We start from the raw sequence: 17,137 nt of genomic DNA, 5'->3' as shown, positions 1-17,137 counted from the left end.
GGCGCACATCGGCAAGAAACCGGGGTTTGACGCTATTTACTCACCGAATCCGTGTGTTACTCTGATGTTTCAAAAGGGGAGAATCGGAGCGATTGCCGCACCAGACGGTCGTCGAAATCCGGGTGCTGAAGCGGTTGGAACAGCGTTGCAGGCTCTGGCCTGCATACGTATTCCGCCATAATGAAAGGGTCGTTCGCGATGTTTCTCGATTTGCGGGATCAATGGCCACCGGTTCCGCCGCCGAACCCGCTGCCCGATGCGGGCAAGCCAAAGCTCGACAAGCGCGCCGAACGCATTGTCGGATTGATCGTGATGATCAATCTTGGCCTGCTGTTGCTGGCGCCGATTGCCGGCAGCACGGTGATCCAGGCGATCACGTCGCTGTTTGCAACGCTGCACCGCTAGACACAGAAGCCGCCAGCGACGGGCGCTGCCAGAACAGACCCTTGTCGGTCAGTTGCTGTCGAGCTTGTCGTATTCCTTCACGATGCCCTTTGGCACGTCTTCATAGTCGCTCCACGGCAGGTCTTTCTTGAGCGTGTCCGACCAGCGCTCCATCCATTCGATGCCGTCCTTGCCACTGTAATTGTCGGCGGTGCGATAGGCGGGGTCGCGCAAGGCCTGGTCGATCGTGATCGGGCGCAGGTTCTGCCGTGCCAGAATGGCGGCCAGCCCTTCGAAACAATCGGCATTCAACCGGGTGTCGTGCAGCAGCATGACATAGGCGATGTCGCGCCCGAACAGGACGTGCGAGGCGCGGCGGTACCAGCCGATCGAACGTTCGGTATAGGCCAGATAGACCCCGCGGATGCGCGCCGCCTCGGCCGTGTTGCCGGTCATCACCGCATTGTCATAGGGTTCGGCAAATTCCCAGTCGTCGGCGTCGATGGTGACCGGCGCGATGCGATAACCATGGCCCGCCAGCCAGGCGTTGATCTGGGCCTTGACCGGTTCGGGGCTGCCGGTTTCGAGATAGGGATGGCGAAACCATTGCAGGTTGCGATGCGCCTTGACCATCATTGGCCGGATTACTTTTTCACCCCGCGCGATGTCGGCAATATAGCCGGCGGCGCCGACATTGTTGGGCGACGAATGCGAAAAGGTGTGGTTGCCAAGGTCGAACCCGGCCTTGATCCAGCGCTGCAGAACGGCGATCTGGCGGGCGCGGATAATCTCGTCGAGCTTGCCCTCGTTGACAAAGCCGATGGCGGGAAAGTGATGATGCTTCAGCCCCTTGATCAAGGCCTTGTTGGTCGCCTCGACATAGGCCTGATCGGGCTTGAGCACGATGCCGGGCAGATCGTCGAAGGTCAGCGCAACGCTTGCCGATTCCGGCAATGACGCCGGGGCGGCATGGGCCGCACCCCCCGCCAGAACCAGACCGGCGAGCACCAGACCGGTGCGGACAGTCGAAGCGAGCAGACGGTGCAACGCACAAGCAGACAAACGAGACGACACCGGCAATCCTGTCAATCAAAAGGGAGACAAACGGTCAATCGGCGCCCTATAGACGCGGGACTTTCGACATTGCATGACAAATTTGGTCCGGTACGCCAAAAGGCCGGGGAAAACCCGCCTTCCGCCTGGCGGAAACACCACACCACAGCGCCAGCAAAGGGCCCATGCCGGTGAAGACCGCGATTACCATCATCGCCGATCTGGTTCGGTCGCTGGTGATCAGCGGCTTGGCGGCGGCGGGTGTGTTGCTGCTGGTGATGGCTGGTTCGGCCACCGCCGGCTATTGCCTGTGGCGGCTGTGGCAGCGCGCGCGGCGCTGACCCATTCCGCTTGACCCGATGCGGGCAACTGGGGCAATTGCGTTTCAAGTCGCAACTGTCACGCGCACCCACCCCCTGTTCCTGTTCCGGAGATCCCCCCGATGCAACATCGCCGCCTTGGCACGTCCGCCATCGTCGTGTCCGACATCTGTATGGGCACCATGACATTCGGCAGCCAGACCGACGAAGCCACTGCCTTGCGCATCCTCGACCGCAGCTATGACGCGGGGATCAATTTCTATGACACCGCCGAGGGCTATCCCGTGCCGCCCGATGCCAAATGGGTTGGCCGCACCGAGGAAATCGTTGGCAAGTGGCTGAAAACCAAGCCGCGCGACGCGATCATCCTGGCCACCAAAGTGTCGGGCCCCAGCCACGTGTGGTTCAAGAGCCCCAAGCGCAGCGGGATGACCGCGCTCGATCGGCGCAACATCGTCACCGCGCTGGAAGAAAGCCTGACCAAGCTCGGTACCGACTATATCGATCTGTACCAGACGCACTGGCCCGACCACGACACGCCCTATGAGGAAACCATGGAGGTGCTCGACGAGCTCGTTCGCGCGGGCAAAGTGCGCATCGTCGGCTGTTCCAACGAAACCGCGTGGGGCCTGATGAAATCGATCGCCGCGTCGGACAAGCTGGGTGCGGCGCGCTATCAGACGATCCAGAACAATTTCAGCCTCAACAACCGCCGGTTCGAGGATGACCTGGCGCAAGTCTGCCGCAAGGAAGGGGTCAGCCTGATCCCTTATTCGCCGATCGGCGGCGGCGTGCTGGCCACCAAGTACAGCAACGGCGCGCGCCCCGACGGTGCCCGCTTTTCGAACTATCTGTCGATGGGCGGTCGCCAGGAAGCGATGGCGCGGCGGTTCGTCAACGACAAGTCGGTGACTTCGGCCGAACGTTTTGCCGCGATCGCCGCCGAACACGGGCTCGATCCGGTGACCTTTGCGGTGGCCTGGTCGAAACAACACGACTTCGTCGCCTCGACCATTGTCGGCGTCAGCCGCGAGGATCAGCTCGATCCGATCTTTGCCGCCGCCGATCTCGTCCTGCCCGAATCGGCCATCAAGGCGGTGAACAAAGTCAGCCGCGAAATCATGTATCCGATGGGCTGAACGGTGATCGTCCCCGCAAGGGGACGATCAGAACCGGCGCGCGACGGCGAATTCGGCCGCTTCGGTCATGGCCGTCTTGGCCGCACCGGCGGGGAAGGCAGCGATCGCGTCGATCGCACGCTGGGCATAGTGGCGCGCGCGTTCGCGCGTGGCATGCACCGCGTCATGCTTGCGAATCAGCTCGATGGCGTGCGCCAGGTCGGCATCGGTGTTGCGATCCCCGGCAATCGCGTCGCGCCAGAACGTGCGCTCCGCCTCGTTGCCGCGCGCATAGGCCAGGATCACCGGCAGCGTCATCTTGCCTTCGCGGAAATCGTCGCCCTGTTCCTTGCCCATTTCGGCGGCGTTAGAATCGTAGTCGATCGCATCGTCGGCCAACTGGAACGCAATGCCCAGATTGCGGCCATAGGCATCGAGCGCGGCTTCATCGGATTCGGGCCGTTCGGCAACCACGGCGGCGATCCGGCAGGCGGCCGCGAACAGCGCGGCGGTCTTGCCGTTGATGATCGCCAGATAGCGCTCCTCGGTGGTTTCGATCTGGCGCTGGGCCACCAGTTGATCGACTTCGCCTTCGGTGATCACCGCAGAGGCGTTCGACAGGATGCGCAGGACCTTGATCGAGCCATCTTCGACCATCAATTCAAAGCTGCGGCTGAACAGGAAATCGCCGACCAGCACCGTCGCCGGATTGCCATAGATGATATTGGCGGTTTCCTTGCCCCGCCGCATGTCCGAGCCATCGACCACGTCATCATGCAGCAACGTCGCAGTGTGGATGAATTCGACCGCCGCCGCCAACCGGTAATGGCGGCTGCCGCCATAGCCGACCAGCGCTGCGCCCGCGAGCGTGAGCATCGGGCGCATACGCTTGCCCCCGCCCGCGATAAGGTGTCCGGCCAGCGCCGGAATCAGGGGAATGCGCGATTGCATGCGATCAAGAATGACCGCATTCACGCTGTTCATGCCTTCGGCAACCAGCGCCATGAGCGGCTGCAGCGAAGGTTCGGCCCGACGGGGCAGCGGGTGGATCGTGGCAGACATCGCCAGCCCGATTGGCCTGTGGCTGGGCGCTTGGCAAGTCGAAGTTTTCACGCCAATGACATCGAAACGTGAATCTGCCCCCGGTTGGAGACCCAATGAGCCAAGACCCCGTGCTGGACGGCTATCGCCAGAGCATCGACAACATCGATGCCGCGATGATCCACATCCTGGCCGAACGGTTCCGCATCACCAAGGCGGTGGGCGCCTACAAGGCCGAACACGGCCTGCCCGCCAGCGACCTTGCGCGTGAACAGCGCCAGATCGACCGGTTGCGCAGGTTGGCCGAAGACGCGCGGCTCGACCCGGAGTTTTCAGAAAAGTTCCTGCGCTTCGTGATCCAGGAAGTGATCCGGCATCACGAACAGGCCAAGGAAAAATAGCGCAGCGCTACTCCACATCCTCCAGCGGCACGCCGGGCTGCTGCTTGGCGGTGCGGATGGTCAGCGATGTCTTGACGCTGGCGACATTGGGTGCGGGCGTAAGCTTGCTGGTGAGAAATTCCTGAAAGCTTTGCAGATCGCGCGAGACGATCTTCAGGATGAAATCGATCTCGCCGTTGAGCATGTGACATTCGCGCACTTCGGGCAGGCCGCGCATGTGATCTTCGAACTGGCGCAGCGACTCCTCGGCCTGGCTTTTCAGGCTGACGAGCGCGAACACGGTGATCGAAAAACCCAGTTTGGAGGCATCGAGATCGGCGTGATAGCCGCGAATGACCCCTGCTTCTTCCAGCGCGCGGACCCGGCGCAGGCACGGTGGCGCGGTCAGGCCGACCCGTTGGGCCAATTCGACATTGGTTACCCGGCCTTCGGCTTGCAGTTCGGCAAGCAGCCGGCGGTCAATTGCATCCAGTGTCGCCATGGTCCTCGTTGCCACCAGGTCAGATCGTCAGCCAGAGAGCGCGGGGCCTGTCCCTGCCGACGATCCCGGTTTGGGGCCACGGCAAGATTCGCCTCTCGAAACTGGCTCTCGCTATAATATTATTTGCTCTTACCGCAATCGTCCCACATTGCAACGCAATCAACGTAGCCCTTTGCCACTGTGCATATTTTGTTAGGGTCTACCCGGCCACAGCAGCATCACCGGCTTTGCCGCCCGCCACGCATCCCTGCGGATGCGCGAACGATGGCAAAGGGTATACCTTAACGCCGGGTTTGTACGACACTTGCCGTGCAGACGAATCGAGTGAAACGAGGCGTCCCTTCCGGGCGCCAAAGCGGAGCATGCATGATCGTTGATGACCGCCTTGACACCGTACTGCAGACGCAGGCGGCCGGCCGGGCGGGCCTCAACACGCAATTTCGCCAATTGGTCGATCTGCTCGGCCGCACCTCCGATCAGGCCTGGACTGATCGCCACAGCCAGGCGCTGGGCCGTCTCGACAGCTTGCATGCCGCGCTTGGCGATGCGGCAGCGGCGGTGCTGGTCGGGCTGTGCACGCTGCGCAGTCCGACGTTGATCGTGCATCTGGTGCGGCGGGGTCCGCGCACCGCGATTGCCGCGATCGCGCGCGCACGGCTGGATGATGCCGCCTGGTTGCGGCTGATCCCCGCCCTGCCCGTCCATGCACGCGGTGCGCTGCGCCACCGCCGCGACCTGACCGCACCGGTCATCGCCTTGCTCGAACGGCTGGGCATCGATGACTATGTGCTGTCCGCGCCCGAGGCCGAAGTCATGTCCAACGCTCCCGCCGTGCTGGTGGCCATGCCCACCCCCGCGCCACCCCGCGTCGAGGCTGCGCCCCGCGAAGGGATCGGCGCGATCGTGCAGCGGATCGAGGCGTTCCGCCGCAACCGCCAGGCCGACGATCACCCTGAACCGGGCCAGACCCGCCTGCCCTTTGCCGAAGATCCCGCTGCCGAACCACTCGCCATGACCGTCGATGTGGCGATCGATACCACCGGCACGATCATCGCCGCCGATGGCGTCGACCCCGCGCTGCTGGTCGGCCACATGCCGTTTGCGCCAGTGGCTGCCGCTGCCGCCGCGTCGGTCGATGCGCAGACGCTGCGCGCGTTCGGCGCGCGGTTGCCGATTGTCGCCGGGCGGCTGGTGCTCGACGGCGCGCCGCGCGTGACCGGGGCGTGGCGCATCGATGCGGCACCGCGTTTTGACCCTGCGGGCGGCGCCTTCACCGGATACCGCGCGCGTCTGCGCCGTGCCGCGCAGGTCGTGCCCGATGACGCCTTGGTGGATCGCACCGGGGGCGACAGCCTGCAGCAACTGCTGCACGAATTGCGCACGCCGATCAACGCGATCCAGGGGTTTGCCGAACTGATCCAGCAACAGATGCTGGGCCCCACCCCGCACCAGTACCGCAGCCTGGCGGCCTCGATCGCCGCCGATGCTGCGCGCATGCTGGCAGGTTTCGAGGATGTCGAGCGGCTGGTGCGCCTGGAAAGCGGCCGCACGCAGATCGATGCGGGCGAGGCTGATCTGACGGTGATCATGGCCCGCCTTGCCACGCAGTTGGAACCACTGGTTGCACCCCGCGAAATTCGCCTGCGCTGGAGCGTGCCCGACCACCCCGTGCCGATCACAATCGACCCCGACGAGGCAGAGCGCTTGCTGTGGCGACTGCTGTCGACCCTGACCGCGGCGGCCGCGCCGGGTGAGCGGCTGGCGCTGACGCTTGATACCGGCGTTCTCGAATCCGGCAACGGTGATCTGGCGCGGGTGCGAATGACCTTGCCTGCCGCGCTGGCCCGGCATGATGACGATATCCTGTTTGCCCCTGATATCGCGCGCGGCAGCAGCCCTGGCATGGGCATGCTGGGGCACGGCTTTGCGCTGCGCCTCGCCGCGGCCGAAGTGCATGCAGCGGGGGGACAACTCGTCCGGCCCGGGTCTGCCGGGTGTGCCGTGCTGGAACTGACATTGCCGGTTCATATGCCGGCCGTGCTTGACCGCACTGCCAACGCTTTCTAGCCAGCGTGCCAGGCCACATGGCAAGGCTGGGGGGGTGACGAACTTGGCAGACCCGCAGGGTGACCCGGATATTCGCGCCGCGCCGGGGCCCGCCGATCACGTGCAGTTTGCGCCCGGCTTTGGCCCGCGCTTTGTGGTGACCGTCGACACCGAAGAGGAATTCGACTGGTCCAAGCCGTTCGACCGCTATGGCCACACCCTCAGTCACGTGCCCTGGCTTGGCCGGTTTCAGGCGTTCTGCGAAAATCTGGGCATCGCGCCGGTCTATCTGGTCGATTATCCGGTGGCCTGCGATGCGCGGATGATCGATGCGCTGGGTCCGGCCGTGGCGCAGGGTCGCGCCGAAATCGGCGTGCAACTGCACCCCTGGGTCAGCCCGCCGCACGAAGAAGACGTCAATGTTCCCAACAGCTATGCCGGAAACCTGCCCCCTGCGCTCGAACGCGCCAAGTTCGACACCTTGCGCCGCACGATCGAGGCGGCATTTGGCCGCACCCCGCTGATCTATCGCGCCGGTCGCTATGGCGTGGGGGCGCATACCGCGCGGATCCTGGCCGATGGCGGCATGCGGATCGACACATCGGTGCGCGCGCGGTTCGACTATACCGGCGAAGACGGGCCCAATTTCCGCGATCACCCGGTCCACCCGTGGTGGATCGACCGCGCCGCCGGTCTGTTCGAACTGCCGTTGAGCACGCTCTATTGCGGATTGCTGCGGCGTCAGGGCAGTTGGCTGTACCACGCGCTGTGGCGGGTGCCGCGCATGCGCGGCGTGCTGGCACGGCTGGGCCTGCTCGAACGTGTGCCGCTGACCCCCGAGGGCGTCGATGCGCGCGCCGCGCTGCGGGCGATCGATGCGGCACTGGCCGACCGGCTGCCGGTGCTGGTGTTTTCGTTCCACAGCCCGTCGCTCTGCCCCGGCCATACCCCTTATGTGCGCGACGAAGCCGCGCTTCATCAGCTCTATGCCTGGTGGCGACTGGTCTTTGCCCATTTGCGCGAACGCGGCGTGCGCCCTGCCAGCATCGCCGAAATCGTCACGGCCGCACAAGGCTAGACCCGCTTGCCAAGCCGGGCCCGCCGCTTTACTCGCACCATCAGCGTGGGCCTGTAGCTCAGCGGTTAGAGCTGGCCGCTCATAACGGCTAGGTCGCGGGTTCAAATCCTGCCGGGCCCACCATTTGCGCACTGTGTCCAGCCCGGACACATGGGTGACAGATTGTTCCCAAGACCTGCGCGATCTGCCCGCACGATGCGCGGGCGCAAGGTTCAGCCGGCACCGTGCGCGGCCAGCGCATCCGGCAACAGGTCCACCGCCCTGGCCAGTTCTTCGTCCAGATGGCCCAGCAGGTTGGTCCAGTCGTGCAGCCCGGTAGGCGGTTCGGGGCCATCGGAAATGCCGCGCAGGCCAATCAGCGGCACATCGAACAGCGCGCAGACGCGGGCGATCGCGAAGGTTTCCATATCGACCATGTCGGCATCGATCGCATCATAGCGATCGCCCGACAGCACATCGCCGCCGGTGGACAATCGCGCCGAGGCGATCGGCAGCGGGGTAGCCAGCGGCACGTCGACCGGGTGATCGATGAACGGCGTGACACCGGGGGTAAAACCGAATGGCGAGGCATCGATATCGCGCCACGACACGCTTTTGACCTGAAACACCTCGCCCAGCGGGCACACCCGCGAACCCGCCGAGCCGAGACACACCACCCAGTCGGGCCGTTGGCCGTGGCGGGCAAGTGCCGACAGCGCCAGTGCGCCCTTCATCGCCGCCTCGATCGGGCCAACCCCGGTGAACAGGGGATTGAACCGCGCACGCAAATGCGGGCCATATTCGGCATCGGCGGCCATCACGAACAGCACCTGCCGTCCCGCGACGGGCACCAGATCGGGGCGCAGATCGTGGGGCATCAACCGGCAATCAGCGCGCACAACGCCAGATCGGCGGCGGGCGCGACCCGCACTGTGCTGCCGAAATGGACCATCGGCATGGCATCGTCGGCGCCCGCGCCCCAGCGCGGCCAGTGTGGCAGGCCGGGGCCGTTGGGATTGCCGGTGCGCGCGAAATTCACCCAATAGCGCATCATCGTGTCCGACAGCGTACGATCGACCGGTTCGGCAGGCAACCAGGCCGCGCCAGTGCCGAACACATAGGGGATTTCCGCGCCGTGATAGGCGCCAAAGCCATGGTGGCCGGGGCGCACCCGGTCAAACCGGTAGACCCACGCTCCTTGTTCGGCGGCCAGGGTCTCGCGGGCCAGCGCAGCGGCCGGGCAATGGAACACCGGCGCGCTGGCCAGCAGATCAGCGCGCGTGGCAGCATCGTTCGACAGCCGTTGCAGCAGATGCGCGATGTCCCCCGCCCTGGGCATGCCGAGCAGCACCCCCGCCTCGCCCGCACCGCGCGTGGCCGGATCTGCGGGCAGATACATGCGGAACTCATCGGCATTGGTGCCGATCAGCAGCGGCACATGAAACGCCGGTTTGGGCGGCACCAGCGGCGCGGCGAACGCGCCCTTGTGCCGTTCGCCCGCAACATGCACCAGATCGGCGGGGCTGTGTTGCGCCAGCGCGGCCGCGGTTTCGTCGCGCGCGAACAAGTCGGTGGCGGCACGCGTGGCCGTACCCGGCGTGGCAAAGGCATCCGGCGCCAGATAGCCGCTTTGAATGATCGCCCGCGCAAACAGCCCCTGCGCCACCGGGATATGCATCAGTGCGGCAACATCGGTGCCCCCGGCGGATTCGCCAAACAGCGTCACTTGTGCCGGATCGCCGCCAAACGCGGCAATGTTGTCGCGCACCCAGCGCAGCGCGGTGATCTGGTCCGACAGACCCTGCCGCCCGGCGCTGACATCGCTGATCGCGGGATGGGCAAAAAACCCGAGCGCGCCCAGCCGATAGTTGATGGTGACGACGACCACTCCGCGTGCCGCCAGCCGCGCGCCGCGATAATCGGGTTCATGGCCATAACCGCTGGTGTTCGACCCGCCGTGTACCCACACCATCACCGGCAGATGTCTGGCGGCGGCGGCGCGCGGCGTCCAGACGTTGAGAAACAGGCAATCTTCGGATGTTTGCGGCGCGGCGCCGATCGCGTCGGAATCGCTGCCCATCGCCACCGCCAGCTTGCGATACCAGGCCCCGGTGCTGTCGCCCTGCGGGCAGGCCGCACCGAAATGGGTCGCATCGATCGCGCCAGCCAGATGCGCCTGTGTCGACACATGCCAACGCAGCGGCCCAACCGGAGCCACGCCATAGCGCAGCCCCAGATAGGCGCGCACCCCGCCCGCCAGAACCAGCCCGCGCACATGCGCCTTGCCCACGACCAGACCGGTCGCCGGTTCGCTTGCCGCCGCCAGCGGGCTGGCCAATGCGACCACGGCTGCCGCCACTCGCGGAAACGCCCACGAGGCAGCACGCCAGCGCGCGCATCCGGTCTGCCCGTTCATGACTGATACCGTCCCATAACCCGCAAGGATAATGCCCCAGAATGAAACGCTTGGCCAGTGCCCTGCCAACCCTAACTGTTGGCTTCGCGTTTCAGCTCATACAGCAAGTCGAGCGCAGCGCGCGGGCTCAGGCTGTCGATATCGAGCGCGTTGAGTTTTACGCGCAATGCATCGACTTTGTCCTCTGCCGCCTCGATCGCGGCGGCAAACAGCGGCAGATCGTCGAGCCCGGCGGCCAGGCCACCGGTGGCCGCACGGCCTTTTTCCAACCGGTCGAGCACCGCCCGCGCGCGGCGCAGCACCGGTTGCGACACCCCGGCCAGACGCGCCACCGCCAGGCCATAGCTCTTGTCGGCAGGCCCTTCGGCAAGTTCGTGCAGCAGCACCAGATCGCCTTTCCATTCGCGCGCCCGCACATGGTGCAGCGTCAGCGCCGAACAGCTTTCGGACAAGCGGGCAAGTTCATGATAATGCGTGGCAAACAGACAGCGGCAGCGGTTCACCTCGTGCACCGCCTCGACTACCGCCCAGGCCAGCGCCAGCCCGTCGTAGGTCGATGTGCCGCGCCCGACTTCGTCGAGAATGACAAAGCTGCGGGTCCCCGCCTGTGCCAGGATCGCGGCGGTTTCGACCATTTCAACCATGAAGGTCGAACGCCCGCGCGCCAGATTGTCGCTGGCGCCAACCCGGCTGAACAGACGATCGACCACGCCCACGGTGGCTGCTTCGGCGGGCACAAAGCTGCCCGCCTGGGCCAGCAGCACGATCAGTGCATTCTGCCGCAGAAATGTCGATTTGCCGCCCATGTTGGGCCCGCCGACCAGCCACAGCCGATCTTCGGGCACCAGACGGCAGTCGTTGGCGACAAACCGGTCGCCGCGCGCCGCCAGCGCCGCTTCGACCACCGGATGGCGCCCCCCGGCAATGTCGAGCACGGGTTCATCGACCACGCGCGGCAGGCTCCAGCCACCTTCGGCGGCGCGTTCGGCCAATCCAGCGGCGACATCGAACCGCGCGAGCGCAGCGGCGGCGCGCGCAATGGTTTCGCGCGCGGCAATCGCGCGCGCCGACAGGTCTTCGAAATGCGCCTCTTCGGCGGCGAGCGCATGACCGCCCGCTTCGGCGATCCTGCTCGCCTCTTCGTGCAGCGCCAGCGCGTTGAAACGCACCGCACCCGCCATCGTCTGACGGTGGGTAAAGCCCGAATCCGGCGCCATCATCCGGTCGGCATGGCGCGCGGGCACTTCGATGAAATAGCCAAGCACGCCGTTGTGGCGGATCTTCAGCGCGGAAACCCCGGTTTCGTCGCGGTATTTCGCCTCCAGCGCGGCGATCGCGCGGCGCGAATGCCCGGCCATGCGCCGCAATTCATCGAGCGCGGCGTCATAGCCTTCGGCAATGAACCCGCCTTGGGTGCGTTCGGTCGGTGGCGCGGGCACCAGCGCGCGGGCGAACAGATCGACCAGCGCGCCATGCCCGCGCAACTGCGGCACCAGGCTGGCGGCAAGCTGTGGCAGCGCGCCTGCGCCTGCGATCAGATCGGCCAGGCGCGCGGCCTCGGCCAGGCCGTCGCGCAACTGGCCCAGATCGCGCGGGGATCCGCGTCCCGCCACGACGCGGCCAATGGCACGCCCGATGTCGGGCGCCGCCCGCAGCAAGGCACGCACATCGCCGCGCAACAGCGGATCATCATGCAACCAACTGACCAGTTCGAGCCGCTGGCGGATCGCGGCCAGATCGGTCAGCGGCGCCGACAGATCATCGGCCAGCAGGCGCGCGCCCGCCCCGGTGACACAGCGGTCGACCGCTTCGAGCAGGCTGCCGCGCCGGCCGCCGCCGCTCGCCACGGTCACTTCCAGGCTGGCGCGCGTTGCTTCATCCATCGCCATGGTGGCATCGCCGACGCGCGCCTGCGGTGGCAACAGAAACGGCAGGCGCCCACGCCCGACATGGTCGAGATAGTCGATCAGCCCCGCCGCCGCTGCCAGCATCGCGCGCGAAAAGCTGCCGAAGGCATCGAGCGTGGCCACGCCGTGCACGTCGCGCAGCACGGTGTCGCCGCGTGCTGCGTCAAACCCGCGCACCGGGCGCGGCACCGCGTCATCGGGCACGGTCAGGCCCTGGGCTGCGGCGGATTCGGCCACGATCGTCTCGCTCGCCCCGATCCGCGCAAACGCCGCGCCCAGCGCATCGGGGGCGCAGTCTTCCAGTTCCATCCGCCCGGTCGAAATGTCGCATGTGGCCAGCCCGACGCGCCCCCCGACCAGGCACAGCGCGGCCAGCACATTGGCGCGGCGCGGTTCGAGCAGGGCTTCTTCGGTGAGTGTTCCGGCGGTCACGAACCGCACGATATCGCGCGCCACCAGCGCCTTTGAACCGCCGCGCTTTTTCGCCTGTTCGGGAGTTTCGACCTGTTCGGCAATGGCCACCCGGCACCCGGCGCGGATCAGCCGCGCCAGATAGCCTTCGGCCGCATGCACCGGCACGCCGCACATCGGAATCGCCTGCCCGCCGTGTTCGCCCCGGCTGGTCAGCGCGATATCGAGGATCTGGCTGGCCGCCTTGGCATCGTCGAAAAACAGCTCGAAAAAATCGCCCATGCGATAGAACAGCAGGCAGTCGTCGGCCTGCGCCTTCAGCGCCAGATATTGCGCCATCATCGGAGTTGGGGCATGAAGTGTCACCAGACGGGGCTAGACCAGAAACCCGCACAGCTCAAACCGCAGGCCACAGGATATCGACAATTCCGCGACCATACATGGCAACGGCGCCGCACGACAAACAGGGGCTGCTGATACCATGATGCAAGCACCTGCCGACAATCACAAACCCGGCTTCTGGTCATCGGCCTTCTGGCCGTACCGGCACACCACAGCGCCGCTGCCCTGGCTGACGCGGCCTGGCATCGCGCTGATCGTGCTGTTGTTCATCGCGCCGTTCTGGCTGGTCGAAGTGCCGCCGCTGATCGACATTCCCGGCCATATGGGCGCTGCCGCGATCGAGGCGGCCGGGCCCAACAGCCCGCTGGAAAAGTATTTCTCGTACCGCTGGGTGTTCACGCTGAACATCGGCGACGGCGTGCTGATGAAGCTGATCGGGCTGCCGTTCGGCGTGCTGGCGGCGGGCTGGTGGTCGACCGTGCTGGCCACTGCGCTCTATACCGGGGGCTGTCTGGCGGTGATCCGTGCGGTCAACCCGCGCGGCGGTTATGGCGCGGGCTGGGCGCTGGTCTATGTGTTCAGCTTTCCGCTGCTGACGGGTTTTCTCAACTATATCCTCGCCACCGGGCTGTCGCTGATCGCGTTTGCAGTCTCGGTGCGGCTGGAGGCGCATCCCAATCGGCGCGCTGCGGTGCTGATCGTGCTGCAACCGGTTGCCATGCTGTGCCATGCCATTGGCGGACTGACGCTGGCGCTGCTGGTCATGGCCAATGCCTTTGGCCGAGAGGTTGACGCACTGCCGCCGGGCTGGTGGCGTCCGTCGCGGTTTCGCGCCAGCCTGACGGCGCACGACTGGCGCGCCGCGCTGCAGCGGCTGGCGGTGCTGCTGTGGCCGCTGGTCGCCACGGTGGTGACGATCGTGCTGTGGAAACTCCTGTCGCCGCCGCCTGCGCGCAGTTTCAATTTCTGGCGGTGGACCGAAAAGGAATGGTACCTGCTGCTGACGCTGCGCGATCAGTCGATGGTGCTCGATTATGTCACGACGATCGCGTGCTACAGCCTGATCGCACTGGGCTGGCTGATCGGCGGGCGCTGGACCTGGGCGCGCCTGCTGCCCGGCCTGACCATCCTGATCGAATTCATCCTGATCCCCAGCGATATCAACGGCAGCAATTTCGTCGATGTGCGACTGTTGCCGGTGGCCTGCATGCTGTTGCTCGGGCTGATGGACTGGAGCCGGGCGCGCCCGCGCGTGGCCTGGGCCGTGGCCTACAGCGGGATGGTGCTGCTCGCGGTGCGGCTGGTGGTAACAGCGGCCAGCTTTGCCGACTATGCCGACGATTTCCGTACGCAGTTGGCGGCGCTGCAGCATATCGAACGCGGCAGCCGGGTGCTCGCCTTTGTCGAACATTCGTGCCTCGATGTGCAATGGCGCAACACCCGGCGCGACCATCTGGCCAGCCTTGCCAGCATCTATCGCCAGGCCTGGGTCAACGACAACTGGGCCGTGCCGGGGTTGCACATGGTGGTCCCGCGGTTTCGCCCCGGGCGCAATTTCAGCGCCGATCCGTCGGAATTCGTGTGGTCGCCGCGCTGTGGCGGGGGGCGCTTGCGCAGTGTCGACAGCGCGCTGAAATATGCTCCGATCGAACGTGTGGACTATGTCTGGCTGATCGATACCGGCCTGCCCCAGCGCCCCGATCCGCGCCTGCAACTGGTCTGGCAGAGCGGGCGCAGCATGCTGTTTGCGGTGCGCCCGCTGGCCATCCCGAACTGGCAACCGCGCGGATTGTGATTATGCCATCCGGCCTTGACGCAACGGAAAAGAGCCGACAGGGCCGTCGCAAAGGCGCATAGAGTTAGGGATTAGCGATGTCTGATGAAAGCAACGTCCGTTTCACCGAACGCGAAGCGCTGTTCTATCACAAGACCATTCGCCCCGGCAAAATCGAGATCATCGCCTCCAAGCCGATGGCCACGCAGCGCGACCTCAGCCTGGCCTATTCGCCGGGCGTGGCCGTGCCGGTGCAGGCGATTGCCGACGATCCGGCCTGTGCCTACGACTATACCGCCAAGGGCAACTTGGTCGCGGTGATTTCCAACGGCACCGCCATTCTGGGCATGGGCAATCTGGGCGCGCTGGCGGCCAAGCCGGTGATGGAAGGCAAGGCCGTGCTGTTCAAGCGCTTTGCCGATGTCGATTCGATCGATATCGAGGTCGATACCGAAGACGCCGACAAGTTCATCGAGGCGGTCGCCCTGCTCGAACCGAGCTTTGGCGGGATCAACCTTGAGGACATCAAGGCGCCCGAATGCTTCATCATCGAACAAGCCCTTCGTGACCGCATGAAGATCCCGGTGATGCACGATGACCAGCACGGCACCGCGATCATTTCCGCCGCAGGCCTGCTCAACGCCTGCCACCTGACCGGGCGCAAGCTGGAAGATGTCAAAGTCGTGGTCAACGGGGCGGGTGCGGCGGCGATTGCCTGCACCGCGCTGATCAAGGCGATGGGCGTGCGCCATGACAACGTGATCATGTGCGACCGGTCGGGCGTGATCTACCAGGGCCGCGAAACCGGCATGGACCAGTGGAAGAGCGCGCATGCGGTCGATACCCCGGCGCGCAACCTGGAAGAGGCGCTGAAAGGCGCGGACATTTTCCTGGGCCTTTCGGCGGCCAAGGCGCTGAAGCCCGAATGGGTGATGGACATGGCGCCGCAGCCGATCATCTTTGCGATGGCCAATCCCGACCCCGAGATCACCCCGCCCGAGGCCAAGGCCGCGCGTCCTGACTGCATCATCGCCACCGGCCGGTCGGACTATCCCAACCAGGTCAACAACGTGCTGGGCTTTCCGTTCATCTTTCGCGGCGCGCTCGACGTGCGCGCGACCACGATCAACGAAGAGATGAAGATCGCCGCCGCGCAGGCCATTGCCGAACTGGCGCGTGAAACCGTGCCCGAAGAAGTCGCTGCGGCCTATGGCAAGAACCATCAGTTCGGGCTCGACTATATCATCCCCGCCCCGTTCGACCCGCGCCTGATGGAACGCGTATCGTCGGCCGTCGCCAAGGCGGCGATGGATTCGGGCGTGGCGCGGCTGCCGATCGAAGATTTCGACGTCTATCGCACCAGCCTCAAGGCGCGGCTGAACCCGACCACCTCGGTGCTGACCAATGTCTATGCCCAGGTGAAGCAGAACCCGCGCCGTGTGGTGTTTGCCGAGGCGGAAAACGAGGTGGTGCTGCGCGCTGCCGTGCAATACCGTGATTTCGGCTATGGCACGCCGGTGCTGGTCGGGCGCACCCAGGCCGTGCTGGACAAGCTGACCGAACTGGGGGTGTCGGACCCCGCCAGCTATGAAATCCACAATTCGGCGATTTCGCCGCTGGTGCCCGAAATGGTCGCCTATCTCTATCCGCGTCTGCAACGCCGGGGCTTTCTGGAACGTGACATCAAGCGGATGGTCAACCAGGACCGCAACGTGTTCGCCAGCTTGCTGGTCGCGCTGGGCCATGGCGAGGCGATGATTTCGGGGATGACGCGCACCTTTGCGCAGACCCTGACCGAAGTGCGCCGCGTGCTCGATCCCAAGCCGGGGCACATTCCCTTCGGCATCCATCTGATGGTGGGCAAGAACGACACCGTGTTCATGGCCGACACCACCGTCAACGAACGCCCCAGCGCCGAAGACCTGGCGCAGATCGCGATCGAAACCGCCGCCGTCGCGCGCCGGATGGGCCACGAACCGCGGGTGGCGTTCCTGTCGTTTTCGACATTCGGCAATCCCTATGGCAAATGGCTCGACAACATCCGCGATGCCGTCGCGATCCTCGACCAACGCCAGCCCGGTTTCGAATACGAGGGCGACATGGCGCCCGATGTGGCGCTCAACCCCAAAGTCATGGCCAATTACCCGTTCAGCCGCCTGTCGGGCCGCGCCAATGTGCTGATCATGCCCGGCCTGCAATCGGCCAACATCTCGGCCAAGCTGCTGCGCGAACTGGGCGGCAACGCGGTGATCGGCCCGATGCTGATCGGCATGGAAAAGCCGGTGCAGATCGCGCCGATGACCGCGCTGGCGCCCGATCTGCTGACTTTGGCGGTGCTGGCGGCGGCGGGGATTGCCGGATAAGCCGTTGCGGCGCGAAGGCCCCG

General features: G+C 65.5%; 14 protein-coding genes and 1 tRNA gene. 9 read left to right on the top strand and 6 right to left on the bottom strand.

Annotated features, from left to right (window positions below):
- The first annotated feature begins 198 nt into the window (after window positions 1-198).
- Entirely contained in the window at window positions 199-405 is a 207-nt protein-coding gene (locus tag AQZ49_RS03410) for a hypothetical protein (protein ID WP_067613461.1), read from the top strand.
- A gap of 48 nt (window positions 406-453) precedes the next feature.
- Here the strand turns inward: AQZ49_RS03410 and AQZ49_RS03405 are convergent, their stop codons facing one another.
- Window positions 454-1,458 (bottom strand): polysaccharide deacetylase family protein, encoded by a 1,005-nt coding sequence (locus AQZ49_RS03405; protein ID WP_231738679.1) that lies wholly within the window; start codon window positions 1,456-1,458, stop codon window positions 454-456.
- Window positions 1,459-1,628: 170 nt separating this feature from the next.
- On the opposite strand from AQZ49_RS03405, the gene AQZ49_RS22100 reads away from it, so the two are divergent.
- Complete coding sequence (locus tag AQZ49_RS22100; RefSeq protein WP_231738675.1) at window positions 1,629-1,778, top strand: hypothetical protein; 150 nt, start codon at window positions 1,629-1,631, stop codon at window positions 1,776-1,778.
- A gap of 101 nt (window positions 1,779-1,879) precedes the next feature.
- Complete coding sequence (locus AQZ49_RS03400) at window positions 1,880-2,896, top strand: aldo/keto reductase (protein WP_067612968.1); 1,017 nt, start codon at window positions 1,880-1,882, stop codon at window positions 2,894-2,896.
- 27 nt (window positions 2,897-2,923) lie between these two features.
- On the opposite strand, the gene AQZ49_RS03395 is transcribed toward AQZ49_RS03400, so the two are convergent.
- Window positions 2,924-3,937, bottom strand: coding sequence for a polyprenyl synthetase family protein (locus AQZ49_RS03395; RefSeq protein WP_067612966.1), 1,014 nt, complete (start codon window positions 3,935-3,937; stop codon window positions 2,924-2,926).
- 95 nt (window positions 3,938-4,032) lie between these two features.
- On the opposite strand from AQZ49_RS03395, the gene AQZ49_RS03390 reads away from it, so the two are divergent.
- Window positions 4,033-4,317 (top strand): chorismate mutase, encoded by a 285-nt coding sequence (locus AQZ49_RS03390; protein WP_067612964.1) that lies wholly within the window; start codon window positions 4,033-4,035, stop codon window positions 4,315-4,317.
- A 7-nt stretch (window positions 4,318-4,324) separates the two neighbouring features.
- On the opposite strand, the gene AQZ49_RS03385 is transcribed toward AQZ49_RS03390, so the two are convergent.
- Window positions 4,325-4,798 (bottom strand): Lrp/AsnC family transcriptional regulator, encoded by a 474-nt coding sequence (locus AQZ49_RS03385; protein WP_067612962.1) that lies wholly within the window; start codon window positions 4,796-4,798, stop codon window positions 4,325-4,327.
- A gap of 366 nt (window positions 4,799-5,164) precedes the next feature.
- On the opposite strand from AQZ49_RS03385, the gene AQZ49_RS03380 reads away from it, so the two are divergent.
- The 3 genes from AQZ49_RS03380 to AQZ49_RS03370 all read left to right on the top strand — a co-directional run bounded on the left by AQZ49_RS03380 (window position 5,165) and on the right by AQZ49_RS03370 (window position 8,045).
- On the top strand, window positions 5,165-6,865 hold the full coding sequence (locus AQZ49_RS03380; RefSeq protein ID WP_067612960.1) for a histidine kinase dimerization/phospho-acceptor domain-containing protein: 1,701 nt from the start codon (window positions 5,165-5,167) through the stop codon (window positions 6,863-6,865).
- Window positions 6,866-6,908: 43 nt separating this feature from the next.
- Window positions 6,909-7,922: a polysaccharide deacetylase family protein gene (locus AQZ49_RS03375; RefSeq protein ID WP_067612958.1), complete on the top strand. Its 1,014-nt coding sequence runs from the start codon at window positions 6,909-6,911 to the stop codon at window positions 7,920-7,922.
- A gap of 47 nt (window positions 7,923-7,969) precedes the next feature.
- Window positions 7,970-8,045 (top strand) — tRNA-Ile (locus AQZ49_RS03370).
- Between the two features lie 89 nt (window positions 8,046-8,134).
- Here AQZ49_RS03370 and AQZ49_RS03365 read toward each other — a convergent pair.
- The 3 genes from AQZ49_RS03365 to mutS all read right to left on the bottom strand — a co-directional run bounded on the left by AQZ49_RS03365 (window position 8,135) and on the right by mutS (window position 12,977).
- On the bottom strand, window positions 8,135-8,779 hold the full coding sequence (locus AQZ49_RS03365) for a 5'-methylthioadenosine/S-adenosylhomocysteine nucleosidase (protein ID WP_067612956.1): 645 nt from the start codon (window positions 8,777-8,779) through the stop codon (window positions 8,135-8,137).
- On the bottom strand, window positions 8,779-10,317 hold the full coding sequence (locus AQZ49_RS03360) for a carboxylesterase/lipase family protein (RefSeq protein WP_067612954.1): 1,539 nt from the start codon (window positions 10,315-10,317) through the stop codon (window positions 8,779-8,781). The genes AQZ49_RS03365 and AQZ49_RS03360 overlap by 1 nt, the downstream gene beginning before the upstream one ends.
- Window positions 10,318-10,388: 71 nt before the next feature.
- Window positions 10,389-12,977 carry a DNA mismatch repair protein MutS gene (gene mutS / locus AQZ49_RS03355; RefSeq protein ID WP_067612952.1) on the bottom strand — a complete coding sequence of 863 codons (2,589 nt, stop codon included), beginning with the start codon at window positions 12,975-12,977 and terminating at the stop codon, window positions 10,389-10,391.
- A gap of 139 nt (window positions 12,978-13,116) precedes the next feature.
- Between mutS and AQZ49_RS03350 the strand changes: the two genes are divergently transcribed.
- Window positions 13,117-14,772, top strand: coding sequence for a hypothetical protein (locus AQZ49_RS03350; protein ID WP_231738672.1), 1,656 nt, complete (start codon window positions 13,117-13,119; stop codon window positions 14,770-14,772).
- A 77-nt stretch (window positions 14,773-14,849) separates the two neighbouring features.
- On the top strand, window positions 14,850-17,114 hold the full coding sequence (locus AQZ49_RS03345; protein WP_067612950.1) for an NADP-dependent malic enzyme: 2,265 nt from the start codon (window positions 14,850-14,852) through the stop codon (window positions 17,112-17,114).
- Window positions 17,115-17,137: the final 23 nt, after the last annotated feature.

Origin of the sequence: Novosphingobium sp. FSW06-99 (genome assembly GCF_001519065.1) — a bacterium.
Taxonomy (GTDB): domain Bacteria; phylum Pseudomonadota; class Alphaproteobacteria; order Sphingomonadales; family Sphingomonadaceae; genus Novosphingobium.
This window is presented reverse-complemented; position numbering and strand designations above follow the sequence as displayed.